This window comes from Morganella sp. EGD-HP17, from assembly GCF_000512315.2.
Lineage (GTDB): Bacteria > Pseudomonadota > Gammaproteobacteria > Enterobacterales > Enterobacteriaceae > Morganella > Morganella morganii.
Genome location: NZ_AZRH01000021.1, coordinates 17,572 through 32,090, shown reverse-complemented (window position 1 = coordinate 32,090; position 14,519 = coordinate 17,572). Strand labels below are relative to the sequence as shown.

The 14,519-nt window shown below is 46.6% G+C and carries 29 protein-coding genes; 18 read left to right on the top strand and 11 right to left on the bottom strand.

Translation table 11 applies throughout. The features are described from left to right. Positions 1 to 9: 9 nt before the first annotated feature. The 5 genes from X965_RS17480 to X965_RS17460 all read right to left on the bottom strand — a co-directional run bounded on the left by X965_RS17480 (position 10) and on the right by X965_RS17460 (position 2,136). Entirely contained in the window at positions 10 to 606 is a 597-nt protein-coding gene (locus X965_RS17480; protein WP_036419309.1) for a lambda exonuclease family protein, read from the bottom strand. Further along, positions 587 to 1,324: a phage recombination protein Bet gene (bet, locus tag X965_RS17475; protein WP_036419307.1), complete on the bottom strand. Its 738-nt coding sequence runs from the start codon at positions 1,322 to 1,324 to the stop codon at positions 587 to 589. Before bet ends, X965_RS17480 begins: the two co-directional genes overlap by 20 nt. Next, positions 1,321 to 1,530: a hypothetical protein gene (locus X965_RS17470; RefSeq protein WP_036419304.1), complete on the bottom strand. Its 210-nt coding sequence runs from the start codon at positions 1,528 to 1,530 to the stop codon at positions 1,321 to 1,323. Before X965_RS17470 ends, bet begins: the two co-directional genes overlap by 4 nt. After that, the gene (locus tag X965_RS17465; RefSeq protein WP_036412791.1) at positions 1,527 to 1,727 is read right to left on the bottom strand and encodes a hypothetical protein; all 201 of its coding nucleotides are present in this window, start codon (positions 1,725 to 1,727) and stop codon (positions 1,527 to 1,529) included. Before X965_RS17465 ends, X965_RS17470 begins: the two co-directional genes overlap by 4 nt. 193 nt (positions 1,728 to 1,920) lie before the next feature. Next, positions 1,921 to 2,136, bottom strand: a complete 216-nt coding sequence (locus X965_RS17460; protein WP_036419301.1) for a hypothetical protein — start codon at positions 2,134 to 2,136, stop codon at positions 1,921 to 1,923. Positions 2,137 to 2,476: 340 nt separating this feature from the next. Between X965_RS17460 and X965_RS17455 the strand changes: the two genes are divergently transcribed. Then, the gene (locus X965_RS17455) at positions 2,477 to 2,656 is read left to right on the top strand and encodes a hypothetical protein (RefSeq protein ID WP_036419298.1); all 180 of its coding nucleotides are present in this window, start codon (positions 2,477 to 2,479) and stop codon (positions 2,654 to 2,656) included. Here the strand turns inward: X965_RS17455 and X965_RS19400 are convergent. Together X965_RS19400 and X965_RS19395 are read right to left on the bottom strand one after the other, a co-directional pair. Beyond that, positions 2,653 to 2,829 (bottom strand): hypothetical protein, encoded by a 177-nt coding sequence (locus tag X965_RS19400; protein ID WP_156341079.1) that lies wholly within the window; start codon positions 2,827 to 2,829, stop codon positions 2,653 to 2,655. The two genes, X965_RS17455 and X965_RS19400, sit on opposite strands and share 4 nt — an antisense overlap. Before the next feature lie 226 nt (positions 2,830 to 3,055). After that, positions 3,056 to 3,205: a hypothetical protein gene (locus tag X965_RS19395; RefSeq protein ID WP_156341078.1), complete on the bottom strand. Its 150-nt coding sequence runs from the start codon at positions 3,203 to 3,205 to the stop codon at positions 3,056 to 3,058. A gap of 429 nt (positions 3,206 to 3,634) precedes the next feature. Here X965_RS19395 and X965_RS17450 point away from each other — a divergent pair, with 429 nt between their 5' ends. Further along, positions 3,635 to 3,835 (top strand): hypothetical protein, encoded by a 201-nt coding sequence (locus X965_RS17450; RefSeq protein WP_036419297.1) that lies wholly within the window; start codon positions 3,635 to 3,637, stop codon positions 3,833 to 3,835. 42 nt (positions 3,836 to 3,877) lie between these two features. Here X965_RS17450 and X965_RS17445 read toward each other — a convergent pair whose 3' ends face one another. Genes X965_RS17445 through X965_RS17430 form a run of 4 tightly spaced genes read right to left on the bottom strand, consistent with a single transcriptional unit; the run spans position 3,878 to position 6,035 of the window. Next, positions 3,878 to 4,411, bottom strand: a complete 534-nt coding sequence (locus X965_RS17445) for a hypothetical protein (protein WP_036419295.1) — start codon at positions 4,409 to 4,411, stop codon at positions 3,878 to 3,880. Beyond that, positions 4,392 to 4,766 (bottom strand): hypothetical protein, encoded by a 375-nt coding sequence (locus tag X965_RS17440; protein ID WP_036419292.1) that lies wholly within the window; start codon positions 4,764 to 4,766, stop codon positions 4,392 to 4,394. Before X965_RS17440 ends, X965_RS17445 begins: the two co-directional genes overlap by 20 nt. 49 nt (positions 4,767 to 4,815) lie before the next feature. Further along, the gene (locus X965_RS17435; protein ID WP_051997370.1) at positions 4,816 to 5,298 is read right to left on the bottom strand and encodes a tetratricopeptide repeat protein; all 483 of its coding nucleotides are present in this window, start codon (positions 5,296 to 5,298) and stop codon (positions 4,816 to 4,818) included. Positions 5,299 to 5,336: 38 nt separating this feature from the next. Beyond that, positions 5,337 to 6,035, bottom strand: a complete 699-nt coding sequence (locus X965_RS17430; protein ID WP_036419289.1) for a S24 family peptidase — start codon at positions 6,033 to 6,035, stop codon at positions 5,337 to 5,339. 108 nt (positions 6,036 to 6,143) lie between these two features. Here X965_RS17430 and X965_RS17425 point away from each other — a divergent pair, with 108 nt between their 5' ends. From X965_RS17425 to X965_RS17355, 16 genes are all read left to right on the top strand, one after another. Then, on the top strand, positions 6,144 to 6,371 hold the full coding sequence (locus X965_RS17425) for a hypothetical protein (protein WP_036419286.1): 228 nt from the start codon (positions 6,144 to 6,146) through the stop codon (positions 6,369 to 6,371). 175 nt (positions 6,372 to 6,546) lie between these two features. After that, positions 6,547 to 6,873: a hypothetical protein gene (locus X965_RS17420; RefSeq protein WP_025154244.1), complete on the top strand. Its 327-nt coding sequence runs from the start codon at positions 6,547 to 6,549 to the stop codon at positions 6,871 to 6,873. Positions 6,874 to 6,976: 103 nt separating this feature from the next. Next, positions 6,977 to 7,147, top strand: coding sequence for a hypothetical protein (locus X965_RS19595; RefSeq protein WP_004904149.1), 171 nt, complete (start codon positions 6,977 to 6,979; stop codon positions 7,145 to 7,147). Beyond that, positions 7,137 to 7,973, top strand: coding sequence for a replication protein (locus tag X965_RS17415; RefSeq protein WP_051997369.1), 837 nt, complete (start codon positions 7,137 to 7,139; stop codon positions 7,971 to 7,973). The genes X965_RS19595 and X965_RS17415 overlap by 11 nt, the downstream gene beginning before the upstream one ends. A 5-nt stretch (positions 7,974 to 7,978) precedes the next feature. Continuing rightward, positions 7,979 to 9,343: a replicative DNA helicase gene (locus X965_RS17410; protein ID WP_156341080.1), complete on the top strand. Its 1,365-nt coding sequence runs from the start codon at positions 7,979 to 7,981 to the stop codon at positions 9,341 to 9,343. A 274-nt stretch (positions 9,344 to 9,617) separates the two neighbouring features. Further along, positions 9,618 to 9,812, top strand: a complete 195-nt coding sequence (locus X965_RS17400) for a hypothetical protein (RefSeq protein WP_036419278.1) — start codon at positions 9,618 to 9,620, stop codon at positions 9,810 to 9,812. Next, on the top strand, positions 9,812 to 10,192 hold the full coding sequence (locus X965_RS17395; protein ID WP_051997368.1) for a phage protein NinX family protein: 381 nt from the start codon (positions 9,812 to 9,814) through the stop codon (positions 10,190 to 10,192). The genes X965_RS17400 and X965_RS17395 overlap by 1 nt, the downstream gene beginning before the upstream one ends. Beyond that, complete coding sequence (locus X965_RS19945) at positions 10,189 to 10,383, top strand: Lar family restriction alleviation protein (RefSeq protein WP_072144594.1); 195 nt, start codon at positions 10,189 to 10,191, stop codon at positions 10,381 to 10,383. Before X965_RS17395 ends, X965_RS19945 begins: the two co-directional genes overlap by 4 nt. Positions 10,384 to 10,386: 3 nt before the next feature. Beyond that, positions 10,387 to 11,103 carry a site-specific DNA-methyltransferase gene (locus X965_RS17390; RefSeq protein WP_036419274.1) on the top strand — a complete coding sequence of 239 codons (717 nt, stop codon included), beginning with the start codon at positions 10,387 to 10,389 and terminating at the stop codon, positions 11,101 to 11,103. Beyond that, a complete protein-coding gene (locus X965_RS17385) occupies positions 11,104 to 11,547 on the top strand; it encodes a recombination protein NinB (protein WP_036419271.1) in 444 nt (147 codons plus the stop codon). After that, positions 11,544 to 11,741: a hypothetical protein gene (locus tag X965_RS17380; RefSeq protein WP_036419269.1), complete on the top strand. Its 198-nt coding sequence runs from the start codon at positions 11,544 to 11,546 to the stop codon at positions 11,739 to 11,741. Before X965_RS17385 ends, X965_RS17380 begins: the two co-directional genes overlap by 4 nt. Then, complete coding sequence (locus X965_RS17375) at positions 11,738 to 12,178, top strand: hypothetical protein (RefSeq protein ID WP_036419266.1); 441 nt, start codon at positions 11,738 to 11,740, stop codon at positions 12,176 to 12,178. The genes X965_RS17380 and X965_RS17375 overlap by 4 nt, the downstream gene beginning before the upstream one ends. A gap of 190 nt (positions 12,179 to 12,368) precedes the next feature. Beyond that, complete coding sequence (locus X965_RS17370) at positions 12,369 to 13,010, top strand: recombination protein NinG (protein ID WP_036419263.1); 642 nt, start codon at positions 12,369 to 12,371, stop codon at positions 13,008 to 13,010. Further along, positions 13,003 to 13,659 carry an HNH endonuclease gene (locus tag X965_RS19940; protein ID WP_036419260.1) on the top strand — a complete coding sequence of 219 codons (657 nt, stop codon included), beginning with the start codon at positions 13,003 to 13,005 and terminating at the stop codon, positions 13,657 to 13,659. Before X965_RS17370 ends, X965_RS19940 begins: the two co-directional genes overlap by 8 nt. Continuing rightward, positions 13,649 to 13,849 (top strand): NINH, encoded by a 201-nt coding sequence (locus tag X965_RS17360; protein ID WP_036419257.1) that lies wholly within the window; start codon positions 13,649 to 13,651, stop codon positions 13,847 to 13,849. The genes X965_RS19940 and X965_RS17360 overlap by 11 nt, the downstream gene beginning before the upstream one ends. Beyond that, the gene (locus X965_RS17355; protein WP_051997366.1) at positions 13,846 to 14,475 is read left to right on the top strand and encodes a hypothetical protein; all 630 of its coding nucleotides are present in this window, start codon (positions 13,846 to 13,848) and stop codon (positions 14,473 to 14,475) included. The genes X965_RS17360 and X965_RS17355 overlap by 4 nt, the downstream gene beginning before the upstream one ends. Positions 14,476 to 14,519: the final 44 nt, after the last annotated feature.

Sequence of the window (14,519 nt, the reverse complement as noted above, 5' to 3'; positions counted from 1 at the left end):
GCAGTGGGGTTATTTGGTTAAAAACTCGATTTCTTCCCTGAGATCTTTCGTGAATTCGCGAATTTCCGTTTCTATTTCACTGGCAAGTACTTCATCAAAAACAATCCGTGTTTTGAAATAGGCGAGATTTTCCGGAAGCCGGTTATCATAGCTGACAAAGTCACACCACCTTCGACCGGTGCACATCATCTGGCCGTGCATCTGAAGGATGTATTCACGCTTTGGCTTTCCGGTTTTTATGGTCTCAATATGAGTTGCTGTGTTCGGGCACTTGATTTCGATTAATCCGTCATCGTTTACAAGGCCGTCCGGGCTGGCTCCGAAAAGCTCAATGGTGGGGTGCAGAATAAAGCCGGTTTCCGTTACCGTGGCGTCGAATTCGTTGAGGCAGTACATTTCCCTTGCCACCGCCTCAAGCTCGTTACCGCGCTCCATACTTGCTGATTTAAAGGTCTCTTCCTTTTGACCTGTCAGCGTTTCGCAAACCAGCTGAGCCATATAATTCTTCCTTGTCGCTCCGCCGCCTTTCGCCATTACTTTTGCAATATTGCTTGCTGTGACTTTCCCTAGCCTGGCCGCAAACCACTCATCCGTTCTCTGCTCCATCTGTCACCTCAGTGTATTCGGCATCAATGGCGATACTGTTTTTGATTCGCTCTTTATCTGCTGACCCGATGATCGTCCTTTCTTCTGGGGTAAGCTCTGTCCATAGCTGCTTAAATGCTTCCATTCCGTTTTTTGCAGCATCTTCACAGCGCACGATGAGCTCAGGCCGGTTTTCATGACTTTCCTGCCCGTTGATAACTCCAGCCGGTGTATTTTCCGTGATGCGCTCTGCTTCATCCTGGTCGTAAATGCCAGCAAACCCGAATGCCAGACGTGCACACTGAATCATGGCTTTATGCCGCAGCATGCGTTTAGGGTGAGATTTCCACGGCTGGGTTCCGCGATTACATTCACTCATGTATTCCGTTACTGATGTCGGGTGATTCCGGTCTTTGCGGTAAATTTTGCATGTGCACGATTCGTCATCCATTTCGAACTCCATGCCGTCAAAATTTTTGTTGCCGTTAATGATCCGCGCCCATCCATCAACGCCAACAACAGGAACGATTCCCGTCCTGTCCGGGAAAGCGTAAATCTCTTTTGTCCATGGGTTCAGGTTGTACTGATTGGCGACAATGAGAAGCGCAAGAAACTGCTGGTCTGTTGCCTCAGCCTTGAATGCCGTAGACCGCAGTGTGTTAATCAGGTCTTTCTCGTCGATTGCCAGATCAAGCTTTTGTGCGAGAGAGCCAGCCATCGACACCAGTGAGTTACTCATGAAAAGAATCTCCTTTTTATTTGTTTGCACAGCGAGTTAAAAAGCGCGTCCTGCGCATCGTCACTGAATTTGTCTAAAATTGACTGATCCACACCAAAGAAAACATCCGATGTTATCTGCTGAACTTCCGTGTCCACGGCATCCTGCCATGCTGCATGCTCCAGCCGCCGCTCTTCCTGAGCATCCAGTGCTGCGTATGCGTTCATGCTGCCTCCCCGTATCGTTCCCTAAGTATCTTTTCCAGAGTTTCCTTCTCCGGATTAAGCAGCAAGATAAGCGTTTCAACGTCCATTGTTTCCACGCTTGAATTACGGTCAAAATAAATGACGGCGCGCTGATTTCCGCATCCTGCTTGCTCAGTGCTTGTCGCCAGGTGTTTTGATTCGATAGTTATCTTGTGCATGCCTGCCTCCCGTAACTTTCTCTGAGTAATTCCATCGCTAACCACCAGATGTCATCGCATTTCTGGCGTATAGCTACCCGCGCCTGTGCTTGCGCCAGACGGAAAACGTTCTGATTGATAGTCATGTGATTACCTGCTGATATCCCGAGGTGGGATAGGGTGGGTTACTTCTGTGTGAAAGAGAGCAGGGTGGCTATTTCTCCCTTGCTCTGAGCATTGAATCTGCCTGTGCATAAGCAGCATTGGCTATTAATTGCTGCTCATTACTATCTAAAGCTAACGGGACTGATGCCATAGCTTTTGCTGCAAAATAATCCCGCAGCGTCATTCCTGGGTCGATACTCCAATCTGAGTTGTAGGCTACACTGCCAATCATTGGAAACGCCGAGCCACCTGTTTTATCTGTCATACTTCCTCCTATGCACTTCCCTGTGCTACGTGATGTCCGAATAGTTATCCCCGCTGCGGGGTGTTAGTCAGTATTGGTGATTGGTGGCAGGTGCTGAACTCCTGCATTGCGTGTTTCAACCGCATAGACATAACACCGCATCCGCCTGACCGGTTACCGCTGCCCCGACGCTGGGCAATTCACGCTTGACGTCTCAGCGCATCAGCCTGCGCATTCACCAATCCCAATACTGACTGGATGCCCGTCTTTCCGGGCTGTCAGTCTTGCGACTATCCTCGCTTTCCACAGTCAAGGAATCTGATAATCTGAGCATTCCACAGTCAAAATAAGGAATGTTTATATGCCTGACATAGTTAATCCTAAATCCCACCCAACTGCGGCCGCGTACCAGCTAACGCTAGAAATGATTAAAGCAGGTTCTTTTACGGCAGAAACACACGGAGGAGAAAGGAAAGCTACTGATGTAATTAAGTTTTTTGATTTATTGAAAGATAGGTTTGAAAAAATAAATCAAAACTAGCTTTCGTAAAGCTTAACAAACCCCAAAGCTATGCTTTCAGCCAGATTATTAAGTCTGGCTTTTTGTTCTTCATTGGGTTCGCCTGATGTCAATAATAATTCTCTGCCTGCTATTTCTCTGAATGCTTCAAACGCCGCAGTTTGTGCATTTACTGGTAACTCTTCAAATTTCATATCCATCTCCTGTTATTAACTCACCATAGCCCACTCACCGAATGGGCTATAATTAATATCTGAGTTCACACAGGCAATCCTGACCATTCACGGGCGTGTTTGCGATTTAGCAGTGCCATATCTACCGCCAACTTTCTCGCCTCCGGAAATGACCGGTCAGCTTTTGCCATTGCCATATATTTACGCTGAGACTGTTTGCACTCTTGTGCATATAGTTGAGTAGTTGTCATATCGCCTCCATTGCTTCGGCGTGCGCTGCTTCAACGGCATCATTCAGTTCAGCTTTCAGTAAACGTGCTAGTGGGATGTTTCTGTCGCTGATGGCGTCATCATACTGTTCGATCAGGTCCTCTACTGCGTCGCGGTTAATGCTCATCCTCTTGCCCTCATTCAGTTAAGTAATTTGGCGTTATTGCTTAACGTAGCGCCCTAGCAAGCAGGACGCTAAAGTAAGAAATAAACATCAGATACTGTCCGCCGCTTGCCCGAGAATGCCACACCCCCTTGAAGGCTGGGGATTGTCGGGGAACTGAGTTGTGCGAATCTCTCCGCTCAGCGCCTGATGTAAAATCCAGATTGTTAAAGAACAATGAAGGTGTTTTCATACTGCGGTTGCCCTTCGATGGATATAAATATACCTGCGGGTAATTTGAATGTAAATACCCACAGGTAAACAAAATGACGCAAAAAAGTTTACCTGATTGATTTCACACCCAATTTATTTTCAAAAAATCGTCACGATTGGACGCAGATCACAATGATGCGGTTAATAAATCGCCATTATGTCGAAAAAGCAGGGGGATTTATGACCGAAGCAGAACAGCGAGAGCACTATGAGAAGGTAATGGGGACTGTCGGCAAGGTGGTGATGTACACACTGAATAGCCGTGGCGACATCATCTTCCGGGATGATTTGCTCGACGAACTCCGGCAGCACAAGAAAGAAGCGCCGACGAAGGAAATCAAGGCGTTATTGAATGATGCGATAAAGATGGTTGAGAGATAGGCACAAAAAAGCCCTCGCGGGGAGGGCTGGGTGGTTATTTTATTACTTGCTTTTAGATATCAACTCTTTGATATCGTTGATATTTCTGTTCGTTTCTTTGAAATTATCATCGATTTTGGATTCAATTTTATCTATACGTGATTCGACTTTATCGAATTGCGTGTCGACTCTGTTGAATCGATCATTATTTCTACTGTCAATGGAGTTTATCAATACTGTTATTTCTTGCCTATTGGCAGAGATAGAGGACTGTAGTTCTTTTCTTAATTCATTGTTTGACTCATTTATCTTATCGGACACCTTCCAAGCAAAACCGCCAAAGGCTATCAATATAGTCAGAGCCAATCCAAGAAATGGAAGGTATGTAGTTATAATTTTTTTCATAGAAAACTCACCCTCCTCATTTTTTGGTTTATGTTGTCCGGGCATTGGTCGCTCGGAGACAAATACAATATCTGTAGGATAGTATGCAGGAGTTCGCATGCTATGGTCAATAGTCCCAGCTGGGATGTATGCACCAGATCGAGGCAGTGGGTAATCAACCTTCCTGGTATATTTATTTTCCTGCTGGCTCATCGGTAGTCCCCTGATTGGAATTATCATTTGATTCAGCAGCTAAGGCGTCTTTCACTTTTTGGTAATTGAATAAATTAACATAACCACATTTATTGCATGTCATAACAAGTAAATTCAAAACTGGCGTTTGGAATAATTGATTTTGTGGTTCGTCATTACTGTCTATTCTGGTGGATCCAGGAATCGTTGGGACAATATTCTTTTTTGTTTTCCCGTCTGGGGATGTTATCACTGCGTGTTCTGGAGTATGCAGATCCCACTCATCACCACCACATATTGGACATACATGACTTCCAGATTGCAAGTTAAGAAATTTTGCGAAATCATTGAATTTTATTATTTTATCATCACTCATTACTTAATCCTTTTATTTACACACCCTAAAACGTGTCGTCAGGCCACTGTTAGTATCCCTGCTGGTTTAGCTCTTTGTAGGCGTTGCAGCCGATCTGGCTACCATTGTCACAAGCTACCCCATAATATTCCTTGGCTCTGGATATATCTTTTTTTACACCGTTCCCTTCTTCGTACATGCCGGCCAAAATAAACAACGAGCCTTCATCACCTTGCTTACCAGCTGTAGTTAGCCATTTGAGAGCCTTGTCATAATTTTGCGGGACATCCTTGCCGTGTAAATAAGAAAACCCAAGCCAGTTTTGAGCTTTCACATACCCATTCTTGGCAGAAATTTCCAACCACTGCATTGATTTTTTCATGTCTTGTCGGACGCCTTGACCAACGCGATAAGAAATAGATAGATTATATTGGGCTTCCGGATCGCCTTTTTCTGCCTTCGCTTTAACATCATTAAAATAATCGTGAGAAGTTGCCGACATCGCAGATGACGAAAACAGAAAGGCTGCAAGAAAAATGGTTACTATTTTCATTTTATCCCCAAATAATAAAGAGAATTCTCAAGCCAATGCTATCCGTGGAATTTATACTTAATAGACTGGCTTACAAGTACCTTAGCTTGTATGAAGACGCCATCAATAGACTCTTCATGCAAGTGCCATGTTTCATATTTTGGGTTATCTGATATCACAGCAAGGCGCTTGTGCTGCATTTGCAGACGTTTGATATAGAGCTGATTGTCCAGTATGAAAACATAGATTCCATCACCGTCAAAATGGTTAACATTCATATCAACGAATATCTGATCGCGTGGTTCGAAGGTGTCCGCCATGGAGTCACCTTTCACAGTGATCATCTTAACGGTATCAGCTGGCCTTCCGCCAAACAGCCTCTTGGCTTCTTCCGCGGAATACTCAATTGCCGTGATGGTTTCAATAAAATCATCTAAAACCATAACGCCCGGGCCAGCGCTGGCTTCAACATCGAGGATTTCCACTTTGTAGGATGCACTTGGAGACGGCGCAGGAATATCCGTGCCTGCAATCCCATCCATCCAGCCATGAGGCAGGCCTAAAGCAGTTTGAATAGCAAGAACCATTTTGTCCCCTATGCGCTTATACCCTTTCTTTTCGGGCGGATAGAGCATTCTGGATACGTAAGATTTGTCCTTTCCTATAGCCCGAGCAAATTCCTCTTGCGTCCCGTATTGGGAAACAAGCTCAGATAGCTTCTGTCTTCTTTTTTCAAATAAATCGTTTTCAGCGTTCATGGCTAAATCATCCGACAAAATTACCTAACGGTAAATTGCCTATGGGTATTGATTAAATGTATACCTATGGGTATATTTGTTCCACGCATAGGTAAACAAGGACAACGCATGGAACAATTACGGATTTTCCTAAATGCGCTTTCGGTATCAGAACAGGAGTCATTCGCAAAACGTTGCGGTACGACAATCGGGTACCTGAGAAAAGCAATTTCAAAAGGCACGAAGCTTGGCACAGAGCTTTGTGTGCTTATTGAAAAAAACAGCAATGCAGAAGTTAAGCGCCAGCATCTGTACCCAGAAGACTGGGAAAAAAATTGGCCGGAGCTTGCTGCATAACATCCACACAAAAATCAGTAGCTGAACGGCACAGCATATTGTCGGGCGGGCGGCGTATCTCCAAGGAGACAATGTACCGAAGAGGCAGAACCCACCAAATTACATTTTTTTCAACACAGCAACCCCTCACAGGAAGTGAGCGAATAACTGTATCTCAATAAGGACATTATGAATTATGGAAAATGCAAATCCACGCAAATCGTTTAACCGGTTTGTGTCAAATCATCTGATGGCAACAGCTCATCAGGCACTGAGAAGCACCACACAGACAGTGGTTGCAAAACTGCTAGGTGTACACGATTCAACAGTCTTACGCAGAACAGAAAAGTTACCGGAGATATGCGAGACATTGGCCGCAGCCGGTATCACAGATTTTGTTTTGCCAGGCGAGAAGAAAATCAGCGAGGAAGAGTACCGGTTTCTGTGGAAGCAGATCGGCGAGCTCTCTCTGATGAGAACAAAAGAAAACGCCCCAGCTGTTGGAGCAGCAGAGGCGCATTAAGAAAAGCACTTAACAATCACACTGTATCAATAACCAGTGATTTAGGAAAGGGGAATATACGGTTTCCCCTTTTTTGATACAGATAACGACGGAGTAATTATACATGAAACAACGGTTTAATTACAGCGCTGTGCACAAAAACATCATGCGGGAACGTGAGGCGAGAGCCGTAACGGAGCAGGGAGCAAAAGCACTCAGGGCGGCATTTGATGATGCGAAATTACGCCTTGAACACCGACAGGAAATCACCGGAGGTAAACGGCATGAACAGTAACGTTGCATACGCTGACTTTGGAGCCGCACGACGGCAAGAGAGGCCAACGGTGGCAGATCTTGATGATGGGTACACCAGACTTGCAAATGCTCTGTATGAGGCCCTGATAGGCGCTGACTTAACAAAAAATCAGGCCAAGGTAGCACACGCTATTTGCCGGAAAACTTACGGCTTCGGCAAGAAGTCGGACCGCATTGCTGATAGCCAGTTAAGTGAGCTGACCAACCTGCCCCGGCAGAAAGTTAACAAGGCGAAAAACGAGCTGATAGCAATGCGTGTAGTCGTTATGGATGGACCGAGAATCGGGCCAAACAAGAACGTTAGTGAGTGGGAAATCACAGGGTGTCACTACTCTGGTGACAATGTCACCAAAACAGTGACAAAAAGTGTCACCAAAACGGTGACAGCGTTGTCACCAAAACAGAGTCACACAAAAGAAACTATTACAAAAGAAAAGAAAGAAACTAACCCCCATACCCCCGTCGGGGGTGAAGCGGAAGGGTTGGTTAAACCTAAAAAGCGCCGGGCAGTGAAAATCAATTACGACGAATATCTCATTGCCTACAACGAGGAAGTCGGTGATCGCCTGCCTCACGCCATCGATCTCACTGAGAAGCGAAAACGCAACCTGAAGAAAATAATTCCGAAACTGGCAACTCCAAACGTCGACGGCTGGCGAGCCTATGTACGGGCTTTCGTCAGGATGGCTAAGCCATTTTATTTCGGGGAAGGTGATCGCGGATGGACAGCGGACATCGAGTATCTGCTGAAAGAGGACACACTAACCGCGGTCCGCGAAGGAAAACCAAGTCTCACAGGGAGGTAGTCGTGATTAATTTTGAAGTTGAATCGAGTGTTATCGGCGGTCTGCTGATTAGCGGGTTAACACAGGATGCCAGTGATGTTCTCGCAACGATGGAGCCTGAATTCTTCGGGTCCGGATTTTGCCGCAGGACCTATGAGGTTATCAGGAAGCAGGCGAAGGCCCGTGGGCTGATTGACGTTCTGATGGTTGCCGAGGAAATGGGTGATCAGTTCAGCAACGTGATGGAGGCCGCGAAAAACTGTCCGAGCGCCGCCAACCTGAAAGGCTACGCGAAGATGGTTGTGGACCTTCACTGCCGCCGAAAGATGATTGAGCTGATGGACTCTGTGCGCGGACAAATCGAACACGGGACCGTAGACGCGGCGACTGAGGCAATGGACCAGTTTCTGGCAAAGGCATCTGAAATCCGGGCCCCGCAGGATGAAATCCGGCCCGTTCACCTGAAGGAAATAGCCGAAGACTACGCGCAGATGCTTGAAAAGCGGGTCCAGAATGGCGATGAGTCTGACACGCTGAAAACCGGTATCCCGGACCTTGATGATATTACCGGCGGGATAAACCCTGTTGACCTGGTTATTGTTGCGGCACGGCCCGGCATGGGTAAGACAGAGCTTGCACTGAGAATAACCAAGGGCGTTGCTTCACAGACCATTCGCGGGACCAGCCAGAAAAAAGGCGTTTTGATTTTCTCAATGGAAATGGACTCTCAGCAGATTATCGAGCGTCAGATTGCGGGGGCCGCAAGCATGCCGGTTTCATCCCTGCGCAATCCGGCGAAGATGGACCAGGAAGACTGGACAAAGGTTACAGTCGGCATGGGCCGCATAGTGGATCTCGATGTGTGGGTTGTCGATGCCAGTAAATTAACGGTCGAGCAAATCCGTGCTATATCAGGTCGACATAAATGGGCCAATCCGAATTTATCTCTCATCCTTGTCGACTACCTCGGCCTGATTGAAAAGCCAAAGGCAGAGCGTAATGACCTGGCTATTGGTCACATTTCAGCAAGCCTGAAAGCAATGGCTAAGGACCTGCGGACCCCGGTTATCTCTCTCAGCCAGCTATCCCGTGATGTGGAAAAACGCCCAAACAAACGCCCGACGAATGCGGACCTTCGCGATTCAGGAAGCGTTGAGCAGGATGCGGATGCCATCATCATGCTGTACCGGGACGGTGTGTATAACGAAAACTCGCCTGCTGCTAATTACGCTGAAATCATCGTCACAAAAAACCGGTTCGGTAAATTAGGGACCGTGTATCAGCTATTCAAAGACGGGCACTTTCTCGACACTGACCAGGCTATGGCAGCAAATATTTGTCAGCAAAGTAACCAGCCAGCACAGCGCAGATTCAAAGGCGCTGACGTGTGACGGCATAACCCAAGACAGAAGGACTTTTAATTATGGGTATTTTATTTCACAAAGATTACGATTACGAAGAATTCAACGCTAACTTTAACAATTTCAATCTGTTGTTAGATAAGCAACAGCCAAGAGAAATCAAGTTGTTTCACAGCGACAAGCCAGTGAAAAGCAAGACACCCCACCTTGATCGAAAATTATCCCGGTGCTTTCCAAGGGGAAAGGCTTACCTGCGCATTTCTAACCGCGAGTGTTTAGTTCGGTTCACAGAGGAGCGTTGATTATGGAACCAACGGATTTTGAAAAGTGGTGTGCGGGGGAACTTGGCTATACGCCTGAGTTCATCATGAACAAACGGAGAAAAGACTTTTTCGGTACCTATGGGTACAAGTTGAGCGAGATTGAAGTCAGATACCGTGCATGGAATGCCGGAGTTCACAGCAGACTGCCGTACCAGACACAACCACCGGAGGAGTGATGAAAACAGTAAAAACGAATGAGCTTTCAGGCCTTGCGCTGGATTATGCAGTGGCACTGGCTGTGGGATATGCGCCGAAAACATCCAATGGATTAATTACTGTTGGTAGTGATTACAGCCAAATCATATACAGTCCATCAATCGAGTGGAATCAGTGTCATGCGTTGTTAATTGACTATCAGATTGCACTGGTTCCCGAAGCGCATGACGGAGAGGAAGGAACGGAAGATTCAGATCGCTGGTATGCCAATGTTTATTATAACGGCGGTGATGAGTACACAACAAACATGTGCAACTCGCCATCATATGCAATTTGCCGTGCTGTTGTTGGTGTGCATTTTGGCGACGAGGTTGTCGTACCTGAGGAACTACTGAAATGACAGAGAAAACACAGAAGCTTAAGCCATGCCCGTTTTGCGGAGGTCGCGGCGAATATTACCATGACGATGATTTGGGTCATTTGGTTCTCTGCTCTAACACTATTTGTCCATCAAACAAATTTGGCTATACAGATACCAAAGAAGCAATCTCTGCCTGGAACCACAGAGCACCACAATGTGAGAAGGAGTAGGGGATGGATATCCAACTTTACCATGGGTGCTGTTTTGACGTTCTGCCAACAATCGAAAGCGGCACTATCGATATGGTTTGCGCTGACATCCCATATGGCACAACACAATGCAAATGGGACTCCGTATTAAACCTGCAGCGAATGTGGGAAGAGCTGTACCGGGTGGCAAAACCAGAGGCTGCAATAGTCCTGTTTTCAGCGCAGCCATTCACCAGCGTATTGGTTGCAAGCAATATCAGAGATTGGAAAACGGAATGGATATGGGAGAAAACCCACGCTACAGGGTTTCTGAATGCGAAGAGACAACCATTAAGGGCGCATGAAAATATCCAAGTATTTTACAGAAAGCCTCCGGTGTACAACCCACAAATGACGCATGGTCATGAAAGAAAAACGTCATCCCGTGGCGAACCAAAGACAGAGGTTTACGGCGCTGCAACAAAGATGGTTTCTTATGATTCAACATCAAGATACCCAAGGGATGTGCAAAAATTCCCAAGCGATAAGCAAAAAAACGGAGGCCTGCATCCGACGCAAAAACCGGTTTCTTTTGTTCAATATCTTATTGAGACATACAGCAACCAAGGGGAAACCGTATTGGATTTCACAATGGGGAGCGGGACAGCGGCAATCGCCAGTAAAAATAGCGGTCGACGGTTTATTGGCATTGAGCGAGAACTGCAGTACTACAAAATAGCCAAGCAGAGGATAGGAGGCTAAATGGAAGCAGAATTTCTCTTCCACGAAACAACCAAAGATGCAGCCTGGCAACACCTCAAAGAAGCACTCGCAACAAACAAACCCCACCGAGTAATCATCAAGCCCTGGAAATCTACCCGCTCACTGCCACAAAACCGCCTCTTTCATCAGTGGTGCGGTGAGATAAGCAAGTATCTGTGTGACAACGGCTCTAAATTCACGCCTGAGACAGTCAAGGAAATGCTTAAGCATACATTCCTTGGCTACGAGGTCACTGAAATGATAGACGCCACCACGCAGCATACAGAGCGCGTAAGGACTATGAGAAAAACATCAAAGTTAGACACCGGGGAAATGTTCCACTTCATGGGGCAGGTTGAACGCTGGGCTACAGGCATCGGTTGTTTTGTGACGATACCCGAGAATTCGGAATATATGAAACTCAAAACGGAGCAGGACGCATGAAAAAACCTCACATACACCAGCTTCTCACCAATGACGAAGCCGATAACCTCTGTGCTCACTACAGGCGTAAAGGATATAACCCGGTGAAGTCACTGAATATCAACCCTCAGTATTTCGACGTTACCGTGTATCTGCCGGTAGTCAAATATCTGAAACCGACACCACGAGCAATGGTTAACAGGATGTGGCGATGACAGAGTATCAATTCAGCACATATGTGGACATCATCAGGCGATGCAGAGATATCGACCAACTCACCAACACTGAGATAGCGCTGCGCTGCGGCTCGTCAAAAGAAAACATGTGGCCATACACCAAGGCAATGGTGAACATGGGGTGCCTTGTGAAGGTCGGAAGCATCCGCAGTAAGCAAGGTCATCCAGCACCACTGTTTGCAGTATCACCTCACGCTGTAACCCGCCTGTATCAGCATCGAAACGAATCAAGACGCAAACCTGAAGCGCCGGTCATCCAGGAGGTTGTTATTCCTGAAGAGCCGCCAAAGCGCATTGAATTTTGCGGGAAGGTGGTCAGTAAGGCGTACATCACTCCGGATTTTGGCCGGTCAGAAATAACCAGAATTGACGCAATGCTGCGGGAGGTGCGCTGTGGAATGCCAACTGTGCAGTAAAGAACTGGCCGACGATGAAGTTTATGTGTGCGACCAGTGCGCCAACGAATGTCCGCATCTGGAAGTTGTGGAGAAGATAAAGGGAGATGGTGATGATTAAGCGCATCCTGGGATATCTGAGCAATCCGTTCACTCTGAGCTGGGTGATATTTGTTATTGCACTCGGCATCTATGAATACTGGTGGTGATTATGGCAAAGCAGCCGCGGCGAAAGTGCCTGATATGCCGGGCATGGTTTCACCCGAAATTCAGTAACGAATGGTGGTGCTGCCCGGAACACGGCGCTGAGTTGGCAATAAAGCGACGAAGCAGGGAAAGGGAAAAGGCCGAGGCCAAATTAAAAAAGGAGATGCAGCAAAAAGAACGTGAAGCAAAAGACAAACTCAAAATCCGCAAGTTAGCAGTAAAACCCACCTCTTATTTTCGGCAGCAAGCCCAAACAGCGTTTAACCAATTTATCCGACTCAGAGACCGTGATGAGCCATGCATCAGTTGCGGTGAAGCCAATCCGCCTGATTTACATGGTGGGCAGTGGGATTGTGGTCACTTCCTGTCTGTTGGGTCGCATCCTGAGCTCAGATTTGATGAACGCAACGCATATAAGCAATGCAAATCATGTAATGCCGGGGCCGGTAAATTCTCACGCAAAAATGCCACCGTCACGCAGCAGTACGAGCTGCGGTTGGTTGAGAAGTTTGGACAGGAGTTAGTTGACTGGTTGCGCGGTCCGCATGAGATACCGCACTGGAAGCGGGAGGATTATATCCGAATCCGCGATGAGTACAGAGCCAAAGTGAAGGAACTGAAGAAAAAAGGAGACTTCAATGTGTAAGTGCAAAGTTGCCGGTTGTGACCGCCAGGCCATGTATAAGTCGCAGATGGTTTGCCAAATGCATTATTTCAGGATGATGAGAACCGGAAGCTACGAAAAGAAAGGTCGATCGTTCAGAACCCATAATGCGAAGGGGTATCAGATGCTATATCTGCCAGAACACCCACTGGCAATGAAGAATGGATATGCATATGAACACCGCGTAGTTATGTACCAGTTACATGGCGATAACCCAATGAGTTGCGAAAGGTGTGGAAAATCAGCGAACTGGGTTACCGTTCATGTCGATCACATAAACGAAAATATCAGTGATAACTCACCGGAAAATCTCAGGTTTCTATGTAACGGGTGCAATGTCATGCGAACCAGGAGTCGCCAAGTTGAGCACCAGAGAAACGGGCGGGTGGCAATTACATGCAATGGGTTAACTCTCACTGCTACTGAGTGGAGCAGGATGCCTGGTGTTGCCGTATCGCATTCAACTATCACCAGAAGAATAAAAAGCGGCGCTTCTCCCTATGATGCTATTTACGGAGAAAAGGTAACGCATAAATCGACATCACCCGGCGGGCAATACACCCCGAAGTACCAAAATAACCATGTGGTCAAATGCCTGAGGAAACTGAAGGAGCTGAAGAATGCGACCTGAAATCACATCGATACCGGAAATGCTGATTAAGCACCACGGAAACATGACCGCACTGGCGAGCGAACTGGGAATAAACCGGCATACAGTCAGGAAGTTTCACCGTGATGCCCGGTGTGAAATGCACGTTATCTACAACGGTGTGCTGATGACCAAATCCAAGATGAAAGGCAACCAGGGGAAAGATCAATGAGAGATAGTGTTTCTTATACGGCTGCTGCTAATTCACCCAGAAAATCTCACCTCGGGAAGGCGCGTCAATTAACTCCGGCACAAGACAGGTGGGTCAGAGCCATCATTACTGTGTGGGCTGACGAAATGCGCGGTAGTGACAGTCCTGGTTATGGTGGGAGTGATGGGGTATGGCGATTTTTAACGGGCTGGTCTATGGAAAATCTGGACAGGTTTACCGATGCCTTCAACTCTCTTCGAAAACTTGGATATAAGGGAGAGGAATTACTGAAGAAAGCGCAGTCAATATTATTTCCAAAACAATCACTCAGCAGCATGTTTCAGCGCGCCAACGATGTAGATGAAGCTGACTTTGTCGAAAAATCAATATTGAAAGCCTTCGATAAAACCAATCCCGTATATGTAATCGCTACTGATTACTATCTTCACAGAGAAACAATGCAAAATCTCGCAAATTATATGCAGGAAAAAATAGCTCCATGGCTAACGATAAAACAATGCACAGACCGGGTTAGATGGTGCATTAGTTTATTTAATGCAAGAGTCTATATGGTTATGCAGGATGAAATAGCCAGAGAGCGCGTTATAAAAGGAGAGTTGTCAGGAAATATATCAAAAATAACTTGAAAAAAAGTTATGGACATGTATATTTGTGATATGCTCGGCCAGTA